The sequence below is a fragment of the Myroides sp. LJL119 genome (assembly GCF_054871605.1).
Genome location: NZ_JBTXLO010000003.1, coordinates 265,622 through 285,086, shown reverse-complemented (window position 1 = coordinate 285,086; position 19,465 = coordinate 265,622). Strand labels below are relative to the sequence as shown.

The following is a 19,465-nucleotide window of genomic DNA, read 5'->3' as shown; positions in this document are numbered from 1 at the left end:
GTAATTATGACCGATTTAAGTAATTATAGAAAGTCTTATGAGAAAGGACACTTAGATGAGCATAAAGTTGAGCAAAATCCACTGATGCAGTTTCGAAAATGGTTTTTTGAAGTCGAAGAGTTTAAAGGGGAGAGTGAAGTAAATGCCATGCATGTTAGTAGCATTGGACTTGATGGTTTTCCAAAAACAAGGGTCGTGCTTTTAAAGAGTTATGATGAAAATGGTTTTGTTTTTTACACAAATTACCACTCGGAGAAAGGCAAGGCCATTTTGGCAAATCCCAAGGTGTGTTTATCGTTTTTCTGGCCATCGTTAGAGCGTCAAGTAATCATTAAAGGGATAGCAAGAAAAACAAGTGAATTACAAAGTGATAATTATTTTGATTCCAGACCATTAGGTTCGCGTTTAGGAGCTATTGCCTCGAATCAAAGTCAAGTAATTGCCGATTATAATGTATTAATAGAGCGATTAACACAATTACAAGACCAGGATCAAAACCAGATTAAGAGACCGGATTTTTGGGGAGGATTTGTTGTAGAGCCTATCTCTATGGAGTTCTGGCAAGGAAGACCAAATCGACTCCATGATAGAGTTAGGTATAGCCTATCGGAAGATAATTTGGATTGGATTATAGAGCGTTTAGCACCTTAAATAGAAAACTTATGAAAGCATTTAAAATTATTTATATTATAATCGCTGTATTATTTATGATCTGGGCTTTAGCTCAACAGGCTAGTGGCAATGTACAGATTTGGGTTCAGGTAGTAGCTGTGGCATTGTTTTTTGCTTTAATGGCTAAATTAATGAGCAAAACTCCCAGTAATTCAAATAGTATTCAAAACCCAGCACAAAGGGAATTTGAAAAGGGAATAAAAGAGGATTTAATGGAAGAGTCTGTGGATCAAAATGAAGATAAAAACCATAAACCCCATCAAGATGTTAAGTAAAGGAGATAAAGTACAGGTTTTAGACGAGGACCAAGAAGGAGTTGTTATTTCGGTAAATAAGCAAACAGTTACCATTGAGACAAAAGATGGATTTGTTTTGAATTACCAAGAAAAGGAACTTTTGAAAATGGATTTTTTAGATGATAAGCAAATTGAAAAAGCTAGCAGTAAAGGACTAGTCTTAGATGCTTTGGGAGATAAAAAAGGACCGAAAAAAAGATCTTTTGTTAAAGAGAAACGTTCTAAAAAAGATGAATTTGTTCTAGAGGTAGATTTGCATATTGAGAAGTTGACTAAGGATTATGCTCGTATGGAAAAATATGATATGCTTACCCTTCAATTGGATTGTGCAAGAGGACAATTGGAATTTGCAATTAAAAACCGTATACCACGTATTGTGTTTATTCACGGAGTTGGAGAAGGGGTGTTAAAAGCAGAGTTAGAATTCCTGTTCTCTCGTTATACTGAGGTGGTGGCAGAGGATGCAAATTATCAAAAATACGGATTGGGTGCTACCCAGGTGTATATTAAACAAAACCCAAGGTAAAAAACTATTTCCCACTAAAAAAAATGGACTATAGTTTTATTGCATAAATAAGATAAAAAAAAGTAGAAACTATTGAAAAACAGTTCCTACTTTTTTTGATTTATGAATGTATTAGTTTTCTTGGGCTAAGAAAAACTTTAAAGACTTCTTAGGATACTTTTGTTTACTTTTTGCACTAGGGTTAGCAACTGCGGTTTTAATGCTTACTTTATCTCCTAGTTGAAAATTAGCCTGGGTGTACTGATAATCTAATAAGTAGGGCCCACAAAAGTAATTTCCTTGCTCATCTTTTTCAATAATGCCTTGAAAAATACCTTTTTTAGTTTCTTTTGACATGATAACTATAAATTTAGAGCACAAAGATACAATAGTTTCTTGTTAAAAAAACAGGGATCGATACCTTTACTAAACCTAAAGGATACCCTTTATCAAAGTATTTGTGATCCAAATTGTGTTATGGTGATTGTTAACTTGAATTAAAAAGAGTTACTTATTTTATTTCAATATGCAATTAGGGGTAAAACCTGTTTTTTGCTTAAAGAATCTACTAAAAGGCTGGATGCTAAAATAAATCCAAAAGATGTTAGATTTTTGTGCAGAGCATAACATAGTTTCCCAAGTGGATTGCAATTCAAGATATAAATAAGGCTTATAAGGGCATGTTAAAAAGTGATGCTCGGTATGGTTTTGTTATTTTTTTGAGCTCAAAAAAAAAGCTAAGAGTAAAGATAATTAGAACCACTAGTACTTACACTTGGTTATTTGTAGTTAATTTATACTACTTTTTGAAATAAAAAAACAGCTGGTTTACACATGGTAAAACAGCTGTTTTTGATATATTTTTTACTTGTATTTAAATAATTCGCTACAAGGCACTATTTACAATAGCAGTAAAATCTTGTGCTATTAAAGAAGCCCCGCCAATTAATCCTCCATCTACATCTGGTTGAGAGAAAATTTCTTTAGCATTAGCAGCCTTTACACTTCCTCCATATAAAATGCGTAATTCATCGGCTGTTTTCTTATCGTATTTTCGGTTTATTTCCTCGCGAATAAAACCATGCATCTCTTGAGCTTGCTCAGCCGATGCGGTTACTCCAGTACCAATTGCCCATACAGGCTCATAGGCTAAAACAATTTTTTCCCAAGCTTGCTTTGGTAAGTGAAATAAAGAGTCTTTTAATTGATTGAAAATCACATTAAAATGTTGTTTGGCTTCTCTGTGTTCTAATTCCTCGCCAATACAAAAAATTACGTTCATATTATGTCTAAGGGCCGTGTCTACTTTAGCCCTTAAAGTGGCATTGGTTTCATGAAAGAAAATACGTCTTTCCGAGTGACCTAATATAACGGTTTCCACACCAACGCTTTGTAGCATAGATGCCGAAATTTCTCCCGTGAAGGCTCCACCATCTGCTTGATGCATATTTTGAGCAGCAACACCTATATTTTTATCTTTTAATAATTCTGTAGCACATTGTAAGTTGGTAAAGGCAGGGGCAACAATCACCTGCACTTGTTGAGTTTGGGGTAGTTGTTGTACTAGCTCATTTAATAATTTTTTAGTCTCTGCAAGTGTCTTATGCATTTTCCAGTTTCCAGCAACAATCGGCTTTCTCATATTAATTCAATGTTTTTAATGTTTGTTGTATTTGTTCAAAACTTTTTTCCGTAGCATCGTATAAAGCAATATTAGAGTCTTTATCTACCACAATGTATCTAGGAATCCAATTCAGACCTATGGAGATTCCAAACTCTCCTTTCATACCCTTAGGGTCATTTAAAAAGAAATGTTCACCAGTTAAATCGTACTTGCTAACACCTGCTTTCCACTTTTCTTGATCCTTATCTAAAGATAAGTAAATATACTTAGTGTTTGGAAACTCTTGTTTTATTTTTTTTGAACCTTCAAAAGCTTTGATACAATCCGGACACCAAGTTGCCCAAATATCGATTAAAGCTGGTGATCCTTTAACTGAATCCAAGATGTCTTGGAGTGTAACTGTCTCACCGGTTAAAGTAGTAAAGCTACTTGCAAGGGCTATGCTATTGAATTTAGTAGGATCTTGTGGCAAATTACTTTGTTGGTCTTGTTGATCCTTCTGGTCTTGTTGCTCTTGTGTTAATGTTTTTAGCTCTACCGATTCCGACTTTTGCTTACATCCAGTAAGACTAAGACTAACTAATGCTAAGGCAAATATTAATTTTCTCATAATTTATTTTTTTTTGATTAATTCAATTTAACGCGTGGATCTAAATAAGCATATATAATATCTACAATAATTGTAATTATAACAAAGCTTGTGGCTATAACCAAAACAGAACCCATTATAACAGGTAAATCCAAGGTATTTAAAGCCTCAACAATTTCTTTACCAAGTCCGTTCCACCCAAAGATATATTCCACAAAAACCGCACCAGCTAACATGGATGCAAACCAACCAGATAAGGCTGTGACCACAGGGTTAAGCGCATTTTTTATACAGTGGTTTTTTAAAATGTAATAGGGATGTAACCCCTTTGCTTTGGCTGTTTTAATATAATCTTGGTTAAATACATCTAAAATGGAGTTACGCATTAATTGACTAACCACTGCCAAGGGACGTATTCCAAGGACAATACTAGGTAAGATACAATTTTTTAGTGCAATATATTGTCCGTTTCCAAAATCATCCACCTCATAAAGGCTTCCACTCATATTAAGCCCCGTGTAATCATGTAGGACAAAGCCGAATATCCAAGCAAACAAGATGGCACTAAAAAAAGAAGGTATACTCATACCAAAAGTACTAATTAAAGCGATGAGTTTGTCAATCCAACTGTGAACAAAAACAGCCGAAATAATACCTAGCACAACACCAAAGAACAAGGCTATGGTAATGGCGATAACTGCCAATAAAATAGTGCTTGGCAAGGTTTGGGCTAGAATTTCACTTACAGGTTTGCCCGTTTTTTGAAAACTCTCTCTTAGATAGGGTAACTTTATAAGAATTTGATGATTTTTAAACTCCATTAATTTAACTCCTTGATACTGACCTTTATTAAAGCTATAATCTGTAGGTGCGCTACTGTGAATCGACAAGGGAGATAAATCATTTAAATACAATACATATTGCGTTGATAAGGGTTTGTCAAAACCAAATTTTTTATTGATAGCCATTATTTGCTGTGGACTTTGATTTTGATCTAACATCATTCTAGCAGGGTCCCCCGGTAGAACATGAAATAGAAAAAATACCACAGTTACCACTCCCCAAAGAGTAGCTAATGCGTAAAGGAATTTTTTAAAAAAATAGCTTATCAACTTTTTTGAATTATAAGTTTAATTTATTTAAGTCATTGTAATGTACCTTTTGCGTAATTACTCCTTGGTTTAAAATAACAATACTCGGGTTAGCGCGCTCTATTGTTTTTAATGTGGTAGCATCACAGGTGTAATACTCAAAGGGTAGTTGGTACTGATTAATTACTTGATCGATTTTATCTTGTGAAGAGGCACTAAGACCAATTACTTTGTAGCCCTGTACTATAGCTTTATTGGCAAAATCCTTCATCATAGCTAATCCTTTTGGATCAGAACTATTTAAGTCGTAGGTAACAATTAAAGCAAGTTTGGGCTCCTGCATCATATCATAAGTGTAGTCAATACCATCTTTGTCCATGGTAAAATCATGAATCGGTGGAATAAACCCCTGTTCAATCATTACATCGGTACGGCGTATAAAACTGGCTCCTTTAGGTATGTTGGCAAGCTCTTTATCACTAAAGGCTTGCTCTTGTCCATCTACTAAGTAGTAGAAAGTCATTTCAAATTTACTTTGTGGGGCATCTTGAGGAATTTCCATATCTTGTAAGATATCTGTTCCTATTTTATAGGCTCTGAAATCTTTTAAAGGTAAGTGATTCAGTACCCAATAAGCCATAAATCCACATCCCAATAAGCTGACAATCATTATTGTAATACGAGTTTTAGATGTAAATAAGGGATGAATAACTTTTTGTTGGATAAAAATAATTACAATAAGAATTAGTAATACTAAATCTTTGGTAAAGCTTTGCCAAGGACTAAGTTTTAAAGCATCTCCAAAACAACCACAATCTGTTACTTTATTAAAGTAGGCCGAATAAAATGTAAGGAAAGTGAAAAACACAATCATTAACAAAAGTAACCACAAGGTTAATCGGCGCATAAAGCCAATTAATAGAGCAACTCCCAATATAACCTCGGCAATAACTAGTATCACAGCAATTTCAAGAGCGTAGGGTTCAAAAAGCGGTAAATTCAATACCGGTTCAGAGAAGTATTCCTCTAACTTAAATGAAAAACCGATAGGATCATTTAATTTAATTAATCCCGATAGTATAAAAAGGATTCCAACAAATCCTTGGGCTAGTTTAGCTATAGTTTTCATATTAGGGTTGTGTTTTATCTTATTGTGGTTGTGATGAATCCATGTGCTGCAAATGGATTAAAGCAAAGACAGCATAATTAAGCATGTCTTGGTAATTGGCTTGTATTCCCTCTGAAACAATTGTTTTTCCTTTATTATCCTCGATTTGTTTTACCCTTAAGAGTTTTTGAATAATTAAATCGGTTAATGAACTTACTCGTAAATCGCGCCAGGCTTCCCCGTAATCATGGTTTTTATTCTCCATTAATACCTTACAAGATTCTACCTGGGTGTTATATAACTCAAGGGCTCTTTGCTGTGTAAGATCTGGTTGATTAGCCACACCAATTTCACAGCTAATCAAAGCCATGATACAATAATTAATAATACCTATAAATTCCGAGTCCTGATTCTCTTGTATTTTTTGTACGGTATTCTCTTGGATACTTCTGATTCGCTGGGCTTTGATGTAAATTTGATCGGTTAAAGAAGGCAGTCTTAAAACTCGCCAGGCACAACCATAGTCTTGCATCTTACGCATAAATAAATCTCTGCATACTGCAATTACTTGATCATATTGGGCCGAAGTGGTGTTCATTTGAATTATATTTGTCATATTATTTTTTCAAAAATAGTAATAATACTAGCCCTTTGAAAGAGCTTAGTGCATTTTGAAATGATTTAATTTATAAAAATACGAAAATAAGTAAGCTATAAAACACTATGACAATAAATTGTAAGGGAGAATTAGTGGATTTAACTCTTCCAAAGGTAATGGGAATTTTAAATATTACACCCAATTCATTTTATGATGGAGGGAGATATAAAAGCGATGTGGATTTTTTGAATCAAACAGAGCTTATGTTAAGCCAAGGAGCTGATTTTATAGATTTAGGTGCGTATTCTACTAAACCTAGTGCAGAATTTGTGTCCACCCAGCAAGAATTAGCACGTATTGTTAGGGTAGTGGAGTTATTGGTAAAGGAGTTTCCAAAGATTATTCTCTCCATAGATACCTTTCGAAGTCAAGTGGCAAAGGCCACCATACAAGCAGGAGCAAGTATAGTTAATGATATTTCAGGGGGTACATTAGATTCCGATATGCTAGATGTTGTAGGACAATTATCGGTTCCCTATATTATGATGCATATCAAGGGAAACCCGCAAACCATGCAGTCTATGACTGAATATGAGGATCTAATAAAAGAGATAAATTTGTTTTTTTCCAAGCAAATTGCTCTAGCTAGACAGGCAAAAATTAATGATATTATACTAGACCCTGGATTTGGTTTTGCAAAGAACTTGCAACAAAATTATCAATTAATGGATAAATTAGAGCTTTTGCAATTATTTGAATTACCTATTTTAGTTGGGATATCCAGAAAGTCAATGATTTATAAATTACTGGATATTAGCCCGGAAGATTCCTTAAATGGTACGAGTGTTTTAAATACCGTAGCTTTATTAAAAGGAGCAAAAATACTTAGAGTACACGATGTAAAGCAAGCCGTGGAGACTAGAGAAATTTTAAAACAATTCCATATATGAAAAAAATAGTATTACTAGGTCTTTGTTTAATAGGCCTTGTGGGTTGTGAAAATAAACAGCTACATTTAACAAGAGGCTCTTTTACCGATACAGAATTTGTGGAGAATCATTCCCCAGTATATTTAGAGAAAGATTCTCAGACTAACCAGTTAATCGAAAATCAAGATAATAGAATTGCAGGTACAAATTATATTTTTTCGGTTGAAAGGAGTTTGAATCTCTTACAGGTTGCCAATAGTGTTAGTAAGATAAAAAACACCAAATACGACCCAGAAAACATGCATGCGGACCAATTGCAAGTATATTTTTCTTATGCCGATACGCTGAATAAAAAATTAGCATTTTTTAATTTTAAAGAATTGGATTTTGGATTCAACGGACCTTCTGCTCTAGAGAATTTGGTATATGTGAAAAACAAGGATACTGTTTTAATAGAAGGCTACCCAGCCAAGATGGATCAATTAATAGAAATTATAAAAGATAAAGATTCTATTCAGTTAGGTTTTAATAAGGACTTAGATTTTGAAACCTACCTGCAAACTCGTTTGTATTTAAAGCAAAATAATTTACAGGATAAGTTTGTCGCTACAGATTTAATCTATTAAAGGGATTATTGGTGATGATAAGGCTCATTGCGTAATATAGTAAAACCACGATAGATCTGTTCGATAATAAATAAACGAATCATTTGATGGGAAAATGTCATTTTTGATAATGCTATTTTCCCTTTCGCATTTTTATAAACCTCTGGACTAAAACCATAAGGTCCACCTATGACAAAAACTAAGGTTTTTATTCCCGAATTCATTCTTTTTTGTAATTCATCGGAAAAAGCAACACTGGTGAAATCTTTCCCGTTTTCATCCAGTAAAACCAAATAATCCTGATTTGTTATTTTCGATAGAATTAAGTCTCCTTCTTTTTGCTTTTGCTCTTGTTCGGATAGGTTTTTTACATTTTTTATATCTGGGATAATTTCTAAGTCAAATTTGACATAAAAGTTTAATCTTTTTATGTACTCTTCTATTAATATTTGTAGAGGCTTGCTATCTGTTTTACCTATTGCAATTAATTTTATGTTCATATATTCCAGGGTGATTTTTTGCAAAAATAAACTTTTGATTTTTCAAGGCCAAGTATTAAAAACCAATAAGCATTAAAAACAGTGTTTTTAAGCTATTTATTCTTGCTGGTTGTCACAATTTTAAGGTTTACCAAGAAAACAAGGTGTTAAATTTTATCTAATAAAACCTAAAATTTTTCTATATTGCGCGGTTAAACTTAAACTAGAATGAGAAAAATTATTATTTCAACCTTATTTTTATGCGCTAGTATTGCCCAGGTTTATGCCCAGAAAGTACCTAGCTTTAAAAATGGTATGATTGTTTCTGCCCATCCCGCGGCAAGTCAAGTGGGAATAGATATTTTAAAAAAAGGTGGTAACGCAGCCGATGCCGCAGTAGCCGTAGAGCTTGCCTTAGCGGTAGTTTATCCAAATGCGGGAAATATTGGCGGAGGAGGTTTTATTATTTACCGTTCTTCAGATAGTACCGTTGATGCCTTAGATTACAGAGAAACAGCCCCTTTAACAGCAAGAGAGAATATGTACTGGTCTGGAGATGGACAGGTTATACAAGATTTAAGCTTAAAGGGTGCCTTAGCTGCCGGTGTGCCCGGGACTGTGGATGGTATGGTTAAATTACATGAGAAATACGGTAGCCTGCCATGGGCAGATTTAGTGGCTCCGGCTATTGAATTGGCTAAAAATGGTTTTGAAATTACAAAACAACAGGCCGCTGAGTTTAACAAAGAACAAGCCGAGTTTAGAAGGTTAAATACCCAAGAAAATGTTTTTACCCAAGATAAGACTTGGAAACAAGCCGATTTATTGATCCAACAGGATTTAGCTCAAACTCTAATGCGTATAGCGCAAGATAAAAGAGAAGGGTTTTATGGAGGTAAAACCGCAGAATTAATTGTTTCCCAAATGCAACAAGGCAATGGGGCCATTACCTTGGAGGATTTAAAGGCTTACCAAGCCAAATGGCGTACACCGGTTGTGGGAAACTATAAGAATTTAAAAGTAATATCTATGCCACCTCCAAGTAGTGGTGGAATTGCTTTAATTTCTTTACTACGTGGTGTTGAAAAATATCCATTAGACAAATGGGGATTCCAAAGCCAAAACTCGGTAATTGCTATGGTAGAGGCAGAACGAAGAGTTTATGCCGATAGATCTAAGTATTTAGGGGACCCTGATTTTATTGATGTACCGGTGAATCAGCTTTTAGAAAATCAGTATATTGATTCTCGTATGATTGATATAGATTTTACAAAAGCAACAAAAAGTGCCGATATAAACCCAGGTACCATACCTGGATATGAAAGCGAACAAACCACCCATTATTGTATTGTAGATAAATGGGGTAATGCCATCTCGGCAACCACCACATTAAATGGTTCTTATGGTTCACATGTGGTTGTAGCAAACGCAGGCTTTATTCTTAACAATGAAATGGATGATTTCTCCATTAAACCAGGGGTACCAAATATGTATGGTCTTGTGGGGGGTAAAGCAAATGCTATTGAACCAGGTAAACGTATGTTAAGCTCGATGAGTCCAACTATTCTTGAAAAGGATAATAAGCTTTACATGGTAGTGGGAACCCCAGGTGGATCAACTATTATTACCTCCGTGTTTCAAACTATTTTAAATGTTGTGGATTTTAAAATGAATATGCAACAAGCCGTTGCAGCACCACGTTTTCATCATCAGTGGTTACCTGATCAAATTGATGTAGAACAAGATGCTATTTCTGCCAAAGTGAGATTAGAATTACAAGAAAAGGGATATATTTTAAAACCTCGATCTAATTATGGCCGTGTGGAGGGAATTTTGGTTAATCCTAATGGTTCTTATCAAGGAGGTGCTGACCCTAGGGGAGATGATACAATTGCAGGGTATTAATTCCTAGTGCTTTTTAAGTAAATCAAACCAAAGGAGCAATAAAGAATATTGGATAATAAAAAACGCTTTTAGATAATTCTAAAAGCGTTTTTTATTATTTTGAAAATACATTTGTTTAGTAAAACTCTCCCAATTCGATAATAGGTCTGGTGAATGAAATATGCTCGTATTGATCTTTGTTAAACACCACATTTACTAAGCTTATTTGGTATTTTAATTGTCGTTCTCCTTCAACAGGTGATGTCCATGAGGCTTGTATTACAAACTCTCCACTTGTGGCATTCCATAACTCTTCTAAAGTATTTAAAGTCGATTCAGAGGTCCCGGGTATATCTCCTGGGTTTTGACAAACTTGGTCTAAATTAATACCAGTTCTTTTGTATTGTTTAAAACTAACTTTGTGTTGAGAATTAATTGCAATTCGAGTAGGTTGTTCCCCAGGTTGATCAGGTAAATCCAATTGACCTAATTCCATTACAAGGGCCTCTTTATCCGATAAAGCATAGAATTTGTCTTGACACGAATAATCTGAAAATAAAGGTCTTTGGGTTTGGTTAATAAAATCAAAACTTAAAGAACGTTCTGCATAATTATTAGTTCCAAAGAACATCTTATCGTATTTGATGTTCGTTTCTTGATCGTGGAAATTAATATTCTCTAGGTAAAATGCATACTGATAAATTAATCCAACTGGATTATTTGGGCTTGAATTATTATAATTCATAGCTATGTCTCTATTTATTCGTATGGTTCCCCCGGCAGAAGCATCAATGCTTTTTATAACATTTGGAAAAGCTGGACTTGGTATATTGCAGATATTATCAGAGCTTAGATTATCTGAATATTTTCTATACTGCAAGGAAGTTTGTTTTCCATCTATACTTGTTGATACTGTTGCAAGAGTGGGATCTTTCATTAAATTGGCCACATCAACCACTAGAATTAAAGTCTCGTCTTTTTGTATTTTATAAAAAATCTTCTCGGCACCTATATTACTACATTTAGCAACCGCGTTGTCTGCTGAGAAATCTATATCGTTGTAAATTAAATCCCCGTCATCACAAGAGTAAAGCGTGGTTAGTGCTGCTATACCCATTAGAGTTAAAAACTTTTTCATTTATCTATGTCTTATAATCAATAGACAAAAATAGTTTTTTCTTTGTATATATGCTCATTAATCTTGGTGTAAAACTTATTTAATTATCTTTGAAAAGTAACTGATAAACTAAACCCTTATATTATTTTAAATGCAACAAGAACATATCAAGACTAATTATCCTGGATTATATACCCTTATCATCGTATTTTTTTTCTGGGGATTCTTCGCCGCTAGTAATAGTATTTTTATTCCCTTTTGTAAAGATTTCTTTCATCTGGATCAATTTCAAAGTCAGTTAATCGACTTTTCTTTTTATACTGCTTATTATCTTGGGGCTTTAGGTATGTTTTTATTTGCATCTATAACAAAGGTAGATTTAGTGAGTAAGTGGGGATATAAGAACTCGATTGTATATGGACTTTTATTTTCTGTATTAGGTGCTGTTTCGATGGTTATAGCTGTACAGGTGAGTATTTATTTAGCACTGTTAGTGGGGCTTTTTATAGTTGCTTTGGGTTTTTCATTACAACAAATCGCCGCCAATCCCTTAGCTATTGCTCTTGGAGATCCCAAAACGGGAACCTCAAGGGTTAGTCTTGCAGGGGGGGTAAATTCTTTGGGTGGAACCATCGGCCCCCTTTTAATGGCCTATGGGCTTTTTGGAAGTACTAAAACCCTTGATGACTCACAGATTAAAGACCTTTCTTTAGATAGTATGACTTTGCTATATGTAGGGGTTGGTGCTCTTTTTTTTGTGGCTAGTTTGATTTTTTATTTTTCAAAAAAAATTCCCAAAGGAATCTCCAAACAAACTATAGAACCAGCAAAAAAAGCGGTTTATTTATTAGTTCTAATGAGTGTGTGTTTATTTGGTATTTTTGGTTTTGTTTTCTGGAGTTATACCAGTAAAGATTCCAAGAATTTAGTAGAGCTTGAGCGTAATTATCAAGTAGTTTTAGATAACTCAAAATCCCTGACTGAGAATTCTGGGGCTTTATTAACGGCTAAGGAAAAACTCGCCGAGTTAACCCTACAAATACAAAACGTAAAAGTACCTTTGGATAACATGCGTATCTTTTTTTTGTTTTTAGCCCTATGTGTGATTGCTTTAAGTATAACTTATGCTTATTTTAAAAGTGCTAAAAACCCCCAAGGGTGGGGAGCCATGGGATACCCGCAACTTCTTTTGGGAATGTTGGCTATTTTCACCTACGTTGGAGTAGAGGTAGCAGTGGGTAGTAATCTTGGGGACTTATTAAAATTAGAAGAATTCAGCTCTTTACAATCCTCTCAAATAGCACCTTATATATCTATGTACTGGGGTAGTTTAATGATAGGTAGATGGGCCGCGGCGGTGAGCATATTTAATTTAAGTAAAAACAAGCGAATACTATTATTGATTCTTGTGCCTTTTTTAGCCTACGCTGTGGTGATGTTTGCCAATAAATTGGCAGGTAATAATATCCAACCTTTATACTATTATAGTATTTGTGTGGCTATTCAAATTGTATTTTGCTTTTATGCTAATAATAAATCTGCCAGAACAATGATTTTGTTTAGTTTAATGGGAGTAATATCCATAATTATAGGCCTTTTATCAACCGGTATGGTGGCCATTTATGCATTTTTATCGGCTGGTTTAGCCTGCAGTGTTTTATGGCCTGCAATTTTTAATATTGCTATTATGGGATTAGGAAAATACACCGCTCAAGGATCTTCTTTTTTAATAATGATGATTTTAGGCGGTGGAATCATCCCTCCAATTCAGGGAAAGGTAGCCGATATTATTGGAATTCATAACTCCTATGTGGTTAGTTTGTTGTGTTTTGTTTATTTATTGTTCTTTGGATTTATTTCTCGAAAAGTATTAGAAAAACAAAATATTCGAATTGATCAGCTTAATTAACTAATAAACAATAGCAATTGTTGTTTTTTTAGGATATGTTAGTGCGAAAAAACTTGTATTAATTTTAAGATTTGTTACATTTGCAAACCTTGATTAATTTTATATTAAACAAACTATTTACTTAAGAAAAATTAATACCAACACAAAATGGAACATATTTATTTAGATAATGCTGCAACTACATCTGTTCGTCCAGAGGTAATTGAAGAGATGATTAAAGTTTTGAGAAATGATTACGGAAACCCTTCATCTACTTATGCAATCGGACGTCATGCCAAGGCTTTAATTGAAAATGCGAGAAAGGTCATTGCAAAGCAGTTTAATGTATCTTCTTCCGAGATTATATTTACCTCTTGTGGAACCGAGGCTAATAACTGGATTTTAACCAGTGCGGTTCGCGATTTGAAAGTAGAGCGTATTATTACTACAAAATTAGAACATCATGCTGTATTAAATACAATTAGTCAATTGCAAAAACAGTACGGAATAGAGGTTATTTATTTAAATATATTACCAAGTAGTGAGATTGATTACCGTGAATTAGAGCAACTCTTAAGTAATTCAGATAAAAAGACCTTGGTGAGTTTAATGCATGTTAACAATGAGGTAGGTACGGAGCTAGATTTGGCTAAAGTGGCTAATATGGTACAAGAAAATCAAGGACTTTTTCATTGTGATACCGTACAATCGGTAGGAAAAACAAGGATTGATTTACAAGAATTAGCAATTGATTTTATTGTTGCAAGTGCCCATAAATTTCATGGTCCAAAGGGAATAGGTTTTGCTTTTATCCGCAAAAAAAATGTGCTTCGTCCAGTTATTTTTGGAGGTGAGCAAGAAAAAGGACTTCGAGCAGGAACCGAAGGAGTTCACCAAGTAGTAGGTATGGCAAAAGCCTTAGAGATGGCCTATGAGTTACTCGAGCAAGAAAGAAAACATATAACCGAGTTAAAACAATATTGTCAAGAACAGTTAAAGCAAATTTTTCCAGAGATTAAATTCAATGGAGATAAACAAGGGTTTTACAACATCTTAAACGTACTGTTACCTTTAAGCCAAGAGAAGGCAGCTATGATGCTTTTTCAATTAGATATGAAAGGTATTGCAGTCTCAAGAGGAAGTGCTTGTCAGAGTGGTTCGCAAAAGCCCTCACATGTGCTTTCCCAGTTTTTACCAGAGGAAGATTTAAAAAAACCAAGTCTTCGACTTTCTTTCTCTCATGAGAACACGCATAAAGATATTGATGTGCTGATTTCAGTACTGCAAACTATATAAAAGTAAAAAAAGGCTATTTATAAAAAAAGGATTAAAAAGTTCTTTTTTTATAAAAGACTTAAAATAAAAAGGTAAAATATTAAAAGTAATAGCTTTTAGTATTTTGCCTTTTCGCATTTATAGCGGTGTGTTTTAACATATACGGGTTTTCTATCTTTGTATTTCCATGGGCTTATCGAACTATATTATTTTTAAAAGGCACAATTTTAGCCAAGCTTAATAATCAAGAGAATTTTTTGTTTGTGCATAATCCTTTTGCCAATTAAATAGCTGTTAATTAATGATTGTGCTCTGGGATGTTTTATGAAACTATTATAAAGATCATTTTAAACAAATTACTAGATATAGATTTGACATGTTTTTTTCTAGAATCAAAACTATCTCTATGTTCTAAAGATGCTATTACAGGTTCAATAATTTTAAAAATAAGCAAGAGTTCTTAGAACTATTGATTTACCATTGTTTTTAAAAGATTTATAAATTCGCATATATATCTTAATTGAAAAGTGGGTTTTGTAATGATTTATAAGGGTTTTTTAGGTAGTTTTTGGATATAATATAATCTAAGGGCTAACAATTTGTTAAAAGAATTCTTTTTGATTATTAGTTAATTTCTTATGTTTTTCTAGAATTGCACGTTCCACAAGGGATTTATCCTGAGTAATATAGTAGATTTTTTATCTATAACTTTTAATAATCTGTGGATTCAATTAATAAAAGTAATTCTATTAAAACTAATGGGAATTTGATTGCTAAAGCCAAACATTAGCATTAAATTTGCGCGAAACAACACACTTTATATGAATTCAAATAATAGATATGCACTTCGCGGTGTTTCAGCGGAGAAACAAGACGTTCACAATGCTATTAAAAACATTGACAAAGGATTATTTCCTAAAGCATTTTGTAAAATAATTCCAGATCACTTAACAGGCGACCCGGAGTACTGTTTAATCATGCATGCCGATGGAGCTGGGACAAAGTCCTCTTTAGCTTACACGTATTGGAAAGAAACTGGAGATATCTCTGTTTGGAAGGGTATTGCTCAAGATGCCCTGATTATGAATATAGATGATTTATTATGTGTGGGAGCAACCGATAATATATTGTTATCTAGCACTATAGGTCGCAATAAGAATTTAATTCCAGCACAGGTAATCTCTGCCATTATCAATGGTACCGAAGAATTAATTGAAGAATTAAAGAAATTTGGTGTAACTATTTATTCCACAGGTGGAGAAACTGCCGATGTGGGGGATTTGGTACGCACAATTATAGTTGACTCAACGGTAACGGCTAGAATCAAAAGAAGTGATGTGATAGATAATGCAAATATTGCTCCTGGAGATGTTATTGTTGGATTAGAATCCTTTGGTCAGGCTAGTTATGAATCCAAATATAACGGAGGAATGGGAAGCAATGGATTAACCTCAGCAAGACACGATGTTTTTGATCGAAGCCTAGCTAGTAAATATCCAGAGAGTTATGATAATTCTTTACCTGTGGATTTAGTGTATTCAGGTAAAGTACAATTAACCGATCAAGTGGAAGGTTCTCCATTGGATGCAGGTCAATTGGTTTTATCTCCAACAAGAACCTACGCCCCGATAATTAAGGCTATTTTAAGTAAATATAACTCCCAGAGTATTCATGGTATGATACACTGTAGTGGAGGAGCACAAACAAAGATTTTACATTTTATTGAAAATCTTCATGTTATTAAAGATAACTTATTTGATGTACCACCTTTATTTAAGCTTATTCAAGAACAAAGCAATACTAGTTGGAAAGAGATGTATCAGGTATTTAACTGTGGTCACCGTATGGAACTTTATGTAAAACCAGAAGTAGCCCAAGATATTATAGCTATTTCGGAATCTTTTAATGTAAAGGCTCAAATTATTGGAAGGGTACAGGCCAGTGATACTAAGAAATTGACAATCAGCTCTACTTACGGAACTTTTACTTACTAAACAATAACTTAATTCAACCATCCATGTCTAGATTATTAGCTATTGATTACGGACAAAAACGCACAGGAATCGCAGTTAGCGATGAATTGCAGATTATTGCCTCGGGATTAACCACCGTAGATACAAGTGAGTTAATGAACTTTTTAACGGATTATTTTTCTAAAGAAAAAGTAGAGAAAGTTATCATTGGTCAGCCTAAAAGGCTTAATAATGAACTATCTAGCGTTAATCAATACATTGATGGTTTTATAAAAAAATTCAAAAAACAATTCCCCAATATGCCATTGGAGCAAGTTGATGAGCGTTTTACATCTAAAATGGCTTTTCAATCTATGATTGATGGAGGCTTGAAAAAGAAGCAAAGACAAAATAAGGCCCTAATCGACCAAATTGCTGCTACCATTATTTTACAAGACTATATGAGTAGTTAAGAAATTAATTTCTCATAATTTAAGAAAATTTTACCTATAATCCCCATAAGATAAATTAATTTTGTAGAAAATAAACCCTATATAATGTCAAGCATACAAAAAACACAGGCTGATGTTGTTTTAGTAGGAGCTGGTATCATGAGTGCCACACTTGGAATCCTACTTAAGGAACTGAAACCAAATTTAAAAATCGAGGTACTCGAGCGTCTGCATGGTGCAGCTATAGAAAGCTCAGACGCGATGAATAATGCAGGAACTGGACACTCCGCATTTTGCGAATTAAATTACACGCCACAAAATGCCGATGGGAGTATCAATGCAACCAAGGCAATTAATATTGTTGAACAGTTTGAGGTTTCTCGACAGTTTTGGTCGTATTTAGTTCGAAAGCAAGTAGTAAAAGATGCTTCTACTTTCATTCATTCTGTGCCTCATATGAGTTTTGTTTGGGGTCAGGACAACGTGAGTTTTTTGAAAAAACGTTATGAAGAATTGCAAAAATATCCCTTATTTGCAGGAATGCAATTCTCACAAGATGTGGAGCAGATTAAAAAATGGGCTCCGCTTTTGATGGAAAATAGAATAAAAGACCAACCCTATGCCGCTACTTATATGCCATTGGGAACCGATGTTAATTTTGGTGATTTAACATGTCAATTATTTGATCATCTACAACAACAAGATTCTTTTAATATAACTTATAACACGCAGGTAGAGGACATCAAAGCAGATGCAGATAAATGGGTGGTTATCGCAAAAGATCCAAAGACTGGTCTTAAAAAGCAGATTACCACTAAATTTGTATTTGTGGGAGCTGGTGGAGGAGCAATTCTTTTACTTCAAAAAGCAAACATACCTGAGAGCAAAGGTTTCGGTGGTTTTCCAGTTGGAGGACAATGGTTGGTATGTCGCAATCCAAAGATTGTAGAAAAGCACATGGCCAAGGTGTATGGACAAGCATCAGTGGGAGCCCCACCCATGTCGGTTCCTCACTTAGATACTCGTTTTATAGATGGTAAACATTCGTTGCTTTTTGGTCCTTATGCAGGATTCTCTACTAAATTTTTAAAGTACGGTTCATACCTAGATTTATTTAAATCCTTAGAATTAAATAACATTGGTCCCATGATGGGAGCAGGTCTTAGAAACATTGATTTAACCAAGTATTTAATCGGACAGGTACTTCAAAGCAGTGAAGCACGCCTGGAGGCTTTAAAGGATTATTTCCCAGATGCAAGGGGAGAAGATTGGGTGTTAGAACAAGCCGGACAACGTGTACAGGTGATTAAAAAAGATCCTAAGACAGGAAAAGGTATTTTGCAATTCGGTACCGAGGTTGTTAGTTCCAAAGATGGAACAATTGCCGCTCTTTTAGGAGCCTCGCCAGGAGCCTCGACTTCGACATCTATTATGCTCAAGTTATTAAAAAAATGTTTCCCTGAGGAATTTCAAAGCCAACAATGGCAAGATAAGTTTAAAGAGATGATTCCTTCTTTTGGATTGAAATTAAACGAAAATCCTGAATTGGTTGATCAAATTAGACAAGAGACTTCTAAAACTTTAAAGCTTTATCCAAACCAAAAATTATAGGATTACCAGCTTTAAGATTGTAAATAAAAAAAAGCACTTTTTCAATTCTTTTTATAAAGGATCGAAAAAGTGCTTTTTTTTTTTGGAAGATAGGTAAATAGGGAGTTTTTATTGGTTTTTGTAGGTTGTAACTAGTGCAATAAAATTTGTATTTTATTATATATATTTATGTTTAAATATTTTTATTTTAATTAAATATGTGTAACTTGTCTAGTATATTAACTAAACAATTATAATTATGAGCCATTCTTCTGAAAAAGATTTAAAGAACCAAGTAAATACAGCTATTGATAAAACACAAAAAGCAGCTAGTGACTTAGCCGATAAAGCAATTGATAAGGCTGCCGAGATTTGGGAAAAGACAAAAGAGGGAGCACACGAGTTAAAACATACCATTAACGATAAGGTGGAGCAAGCAAAACAAAACGTTGCCCAAGGCTATCCACAAGCTGTTGATCAAATTGATCAAACAGTGGAAAAGGGGGAGATTTATGCACAAGAGGGTCAAAATAAATTAAAAGACACCGCACAGGTTGTAAAGGATAACCTGCAAACTAAGGTGGATATGGCAAAAAGTAAAGCCGACGATTTGTTAGATAACCAAATTAACAAGGATATTAATTCGTAGTATAAGACAGTTAATAGATTATTTGATTTTAGAGTCAGGGTATTTGCCCTGACTTTTTTGTTGCCCTTAGCCCTTTGTAATACTATGTAGGTAGATAAAGGGTTTTTTGTTAAGTTTTTCTATAATTTGCTTTACTTATACAATAGTTTTTTTTACCTGTAA

Annotated in this window: 20 protein-coding genes; 12 read left to right on the top strand and 8 right to left on the bottom strand. The window is 34.0% G+C overall.

The window, feature by feature from the left end; genetic code table 11:
* Positions 1-6: 6 nt before the first annotated feature.
* Genes pdxH through ACYSNV_RS06190 form a run of 3 tightly spaced genes read left to right on the top strand, consistent with a single transcriptional unit; the run spans position 7 to position 1,494 of the window.
* Positions 7-651 (top strand): pyridoxamine 5'-phosphate oxidase, encoded by a 645-nt coding sequence (pdxH, locus tag ACYSNV_RS06200; RefSeq protein ID WP_461761693.1) that lies wholly within the window; start codon positions 7-9, stop codon positions 649-651.
* 11 nt (positions 652-662) lie between these two features.
* Positions 663-947 carry a hypothetical protein gene (locus tag ACYSNV_RS06195; protein ID WP_461761692.1) on the top strand — a complete coding sequence of 95 codons (285 nt, stop codon included), beginning with the start codon at positions 663-665 and terminating at the stop codon, positions 945-947.
* On the top strand, positions 937-1,494 hold the full coding sequence (locus ACYSNV_RS06190) for a DNA mismatch repair protein MutS (protein WP_461761691.1): 558 nt from the start codon (positions 937-939) through the stop codon (positions 1,492-1,494). The genes ACYSNV_RS06195 and ACYSNV_RS06190 overlap by 11 nt, the downstream gene beginning before the upstream one ends.
* A gap of 111 nt (positions 1,495-1,605) precedes the next feature.
* On the opposite strand, the gene ACYSNV_RS06185 is transcribed toward ACYSNV_RS06190, so the two are convergent.
* The 6 genes from ACYSNV_RS06185 to ACYSNV_RS06160 form a co-directional block, all read right to left on the bottom strand.
* A complete protein-coding gene (locus ACYSNV_RS06185; RefSeq protein WP_461761690.1) occupies positions 1,606-1,830 on the bottom strand; it encodes a hypothetical protein in 225 nt (74 codons plus the stop codon).
* A 529-nt stretch (positions 1,831-2,359) separates the two neighbouring features.
* The gene (gene tpiA, locus ACYSNV_RS06180) at positions 2,360-3,115 is read right to left on the bottom strand and encodes a triose-phosphate isomerase (RefSeq protein ID WP_461761689.1); all 756 of its coding nucleotides are present in this window, start codon (positions 3,113-3,115) and stop codon (positions 2,360-2,362) included.
* Between the two features lies 1 nt (position 3,116).
* Positions 3,117-3,707, bottom strand: a complete 591-nt coding sequence (locus ACYSNV_RS06175) for a TlpA family protein disulfide reductase (RefSeq protein WP_461761688.1) — start codon at positions 3,705-3,707, stop codon at positions 3,117-3,119.
* A gap of 17 nt (positions 3,708-3,724) precedes the next feature.
* Positions 3,725-4,798 (bottom strand): ABC transporter permease, encoded by a 1,074-nt coding sequence (locus ACYSNV_RS06170; protein WP_461761687.1) that lies wholly within the window; start codon positions 4,796-4,798, stop codon positions 3,725-3,727.
* A 10-nt stretch (positions 4,799-4,808) separates the two neighbouring features.
* Positions 4,809-5,906, bottom strand: coding sequence for a BT_3928 family protein (locus ACYSNV_RS06165; protein ID WP_461761686.1), 1,098 nt, complete (start codon positions 5,904-5,906; stop codon positions 4,809-4,811).
* A 19-nt stretch (positions 5,907-5,925) separates the two neighbouring features.
* Positions 5,926-6,483, bottom strand: a complete 558-nt coding sequence (locus tag ACYSNV_RS06160) for a DUF1599 domain-containing protein (protein ID WP_461761739.1) — start codon at positions 6,481-6,483, stop codon at positions 5,926-5,928.
* A gap of 125 nt (positions 6,484-6,608) precedes the next feature.
* Between ACYSNV_RS06160 and folP the strand changes: the two genes are divergently transcribed.
* Positions 6,609-7,433, top strand: coding sequence for a dihydropteroate synthase (gene folP, locus ACYSNV_RS06155; RefSeq protein WP_461761685.1), 825 nt, complete (start codon positions 6,609-6,611; stop codon positions 7,431-7,433).
* Complete coding sequence (locus ACYSNV_RS06150) at positions 7,430-8,038, top strand: hypothetical protein (RefSeq protein WP_461761684.1); 609 nt, start codon at positions 7,430-7,432, stop codon at positions 8,036-8,038. Before folP ends, ACYSNV_RS06150 begins: the two co-directional genes overlap by 4 nt.
* A 5-nt stretch (positions 8,039-8,043) precedes the next feature.
* On the opposite strand, the gene rlmH is transcribed toward ACYSNV_RS06150, so the two are convergent.
* On the bottom strand, positions 8,044-8,517 hold the full coding sequence (gene rlmH, locus ACYSNV_RS06145) for a 23S rRNA (pseudouridine(1915)-N(3))-methyltransferase RlmH (RefSeq protein ID WP_461761683.1): 474 nt from the start codon (positions 8,515-8,517) through the stop codon (positions 8,044-8,046).
* Positions 8,518-8,724: 207 nt separating this feature from the next.
* On the opposite strand from rlmH, the gene ggt reads away from it, so the two are divergent.
* Positions 8,725-10,401 (top strand): gamma-glutamyltransferase, encoded by a 1,677-nt coding sequence (ggt, locus tag ACYSNV_RS06140; RefSeq protein WP_461761682.1) that lies wholly within the window; start codon positions 8,725-8,727, stop codon positions 10,399-10,401.
* 115 nt (positions 10,402-10,516) lie between these two features.
* Here ggt and ACYSNV_RS06135 read toward each other — a convergent pair whose 3' ends face one another.
* Complete coding sequence (locus tag ACYSNV_RS06135) at positions 10,517-11,518, bottom strand: hypothetical protein (protein WP_461761681.1); 1,002 nt, start codon at positions 11,516-11,518, stop codon at positions 10,517-10,519.
* 130 nt (positions 11,519-11,648) lie between these two features.
* Between ACYSNV_RS06135 and ACYSNV_RS06130 the strand changes: the two genes are divergently transcribed.
* The 6 genes from ACYSNV_RS06130 (at position 11,649) to ACYSNV_RS06105 (ending at position 19,303) form a co-directional block, all read left to right on the top strand.
* On the top strand, positions 11,649-13,406 hold the full coding sequence (locus tag ACYSNV_RS06130; RefSeq protein WP_461761680.1) for an MFS transporter: 1,758 nt from the start codon (positions 11,649-11,651) through the stop codon (positions 13,404-13,406).
* Positions 13,407-13,553: 147 nt separating this feature from the next.
* Entirely contained in the window at positions 13,554-14,681 is a 1,128-nt protein-coding gene (locus ACYSNV_RS06125; RefSeq protein ID WP_461761679.1) for a cysteine desulfurase family protein, read from the top strand.
* Positions 14,682-15,481: 800 nt separating this feature from the next.
* A complete protein-coding gene (locus tag ACYSNV_RS06120; RefSeq protein ID WP_461761678.1) occupies positions 15,482-16,654 on the top strand; it encodes an AIR synthase related protein in 1,173 nt (390 codons plus the stop codon).
* A gap of 23 nt (positions 16,655-16,677) precedes the next feature.
* A complete protein-coding gene (gene ruvX / locus ACYSNV_RS06115; RefSeq protein ID WP_461761677.1) occupies positions 16,678-17,085 on the top strand; it encodes a Holliday junction resolvase RuvX in 408 nt (135 codons plus the stop codon).
* A gap of 84 nt (positions 17,086-17,169) precedes the next feature.
* Positions 17,170-18,675, top strand: coding sequence for a malate dehydrogenase (quinone) (gene mqo / locus ACYSNV_RS06110; RefSeq protein WP_461761676.1), 1,506 nt, complete (start codon positions 17,170-17,172; stop codon positions 18,673-18,675).
* A gap of 238 nt (positions 18,676-18,913) precedes the next feature.
* A complete protein-coding gene (locus ACYSNV_RS06105) occupies positions 18,914-19,303 on the top strand; it encodes a hypothetical protein (protein WP_461761675.1) in 390 nt (129 codons plus the stop codon).
* Positions 19,304-19,465 lie beyond the last annotated feature (162 nt).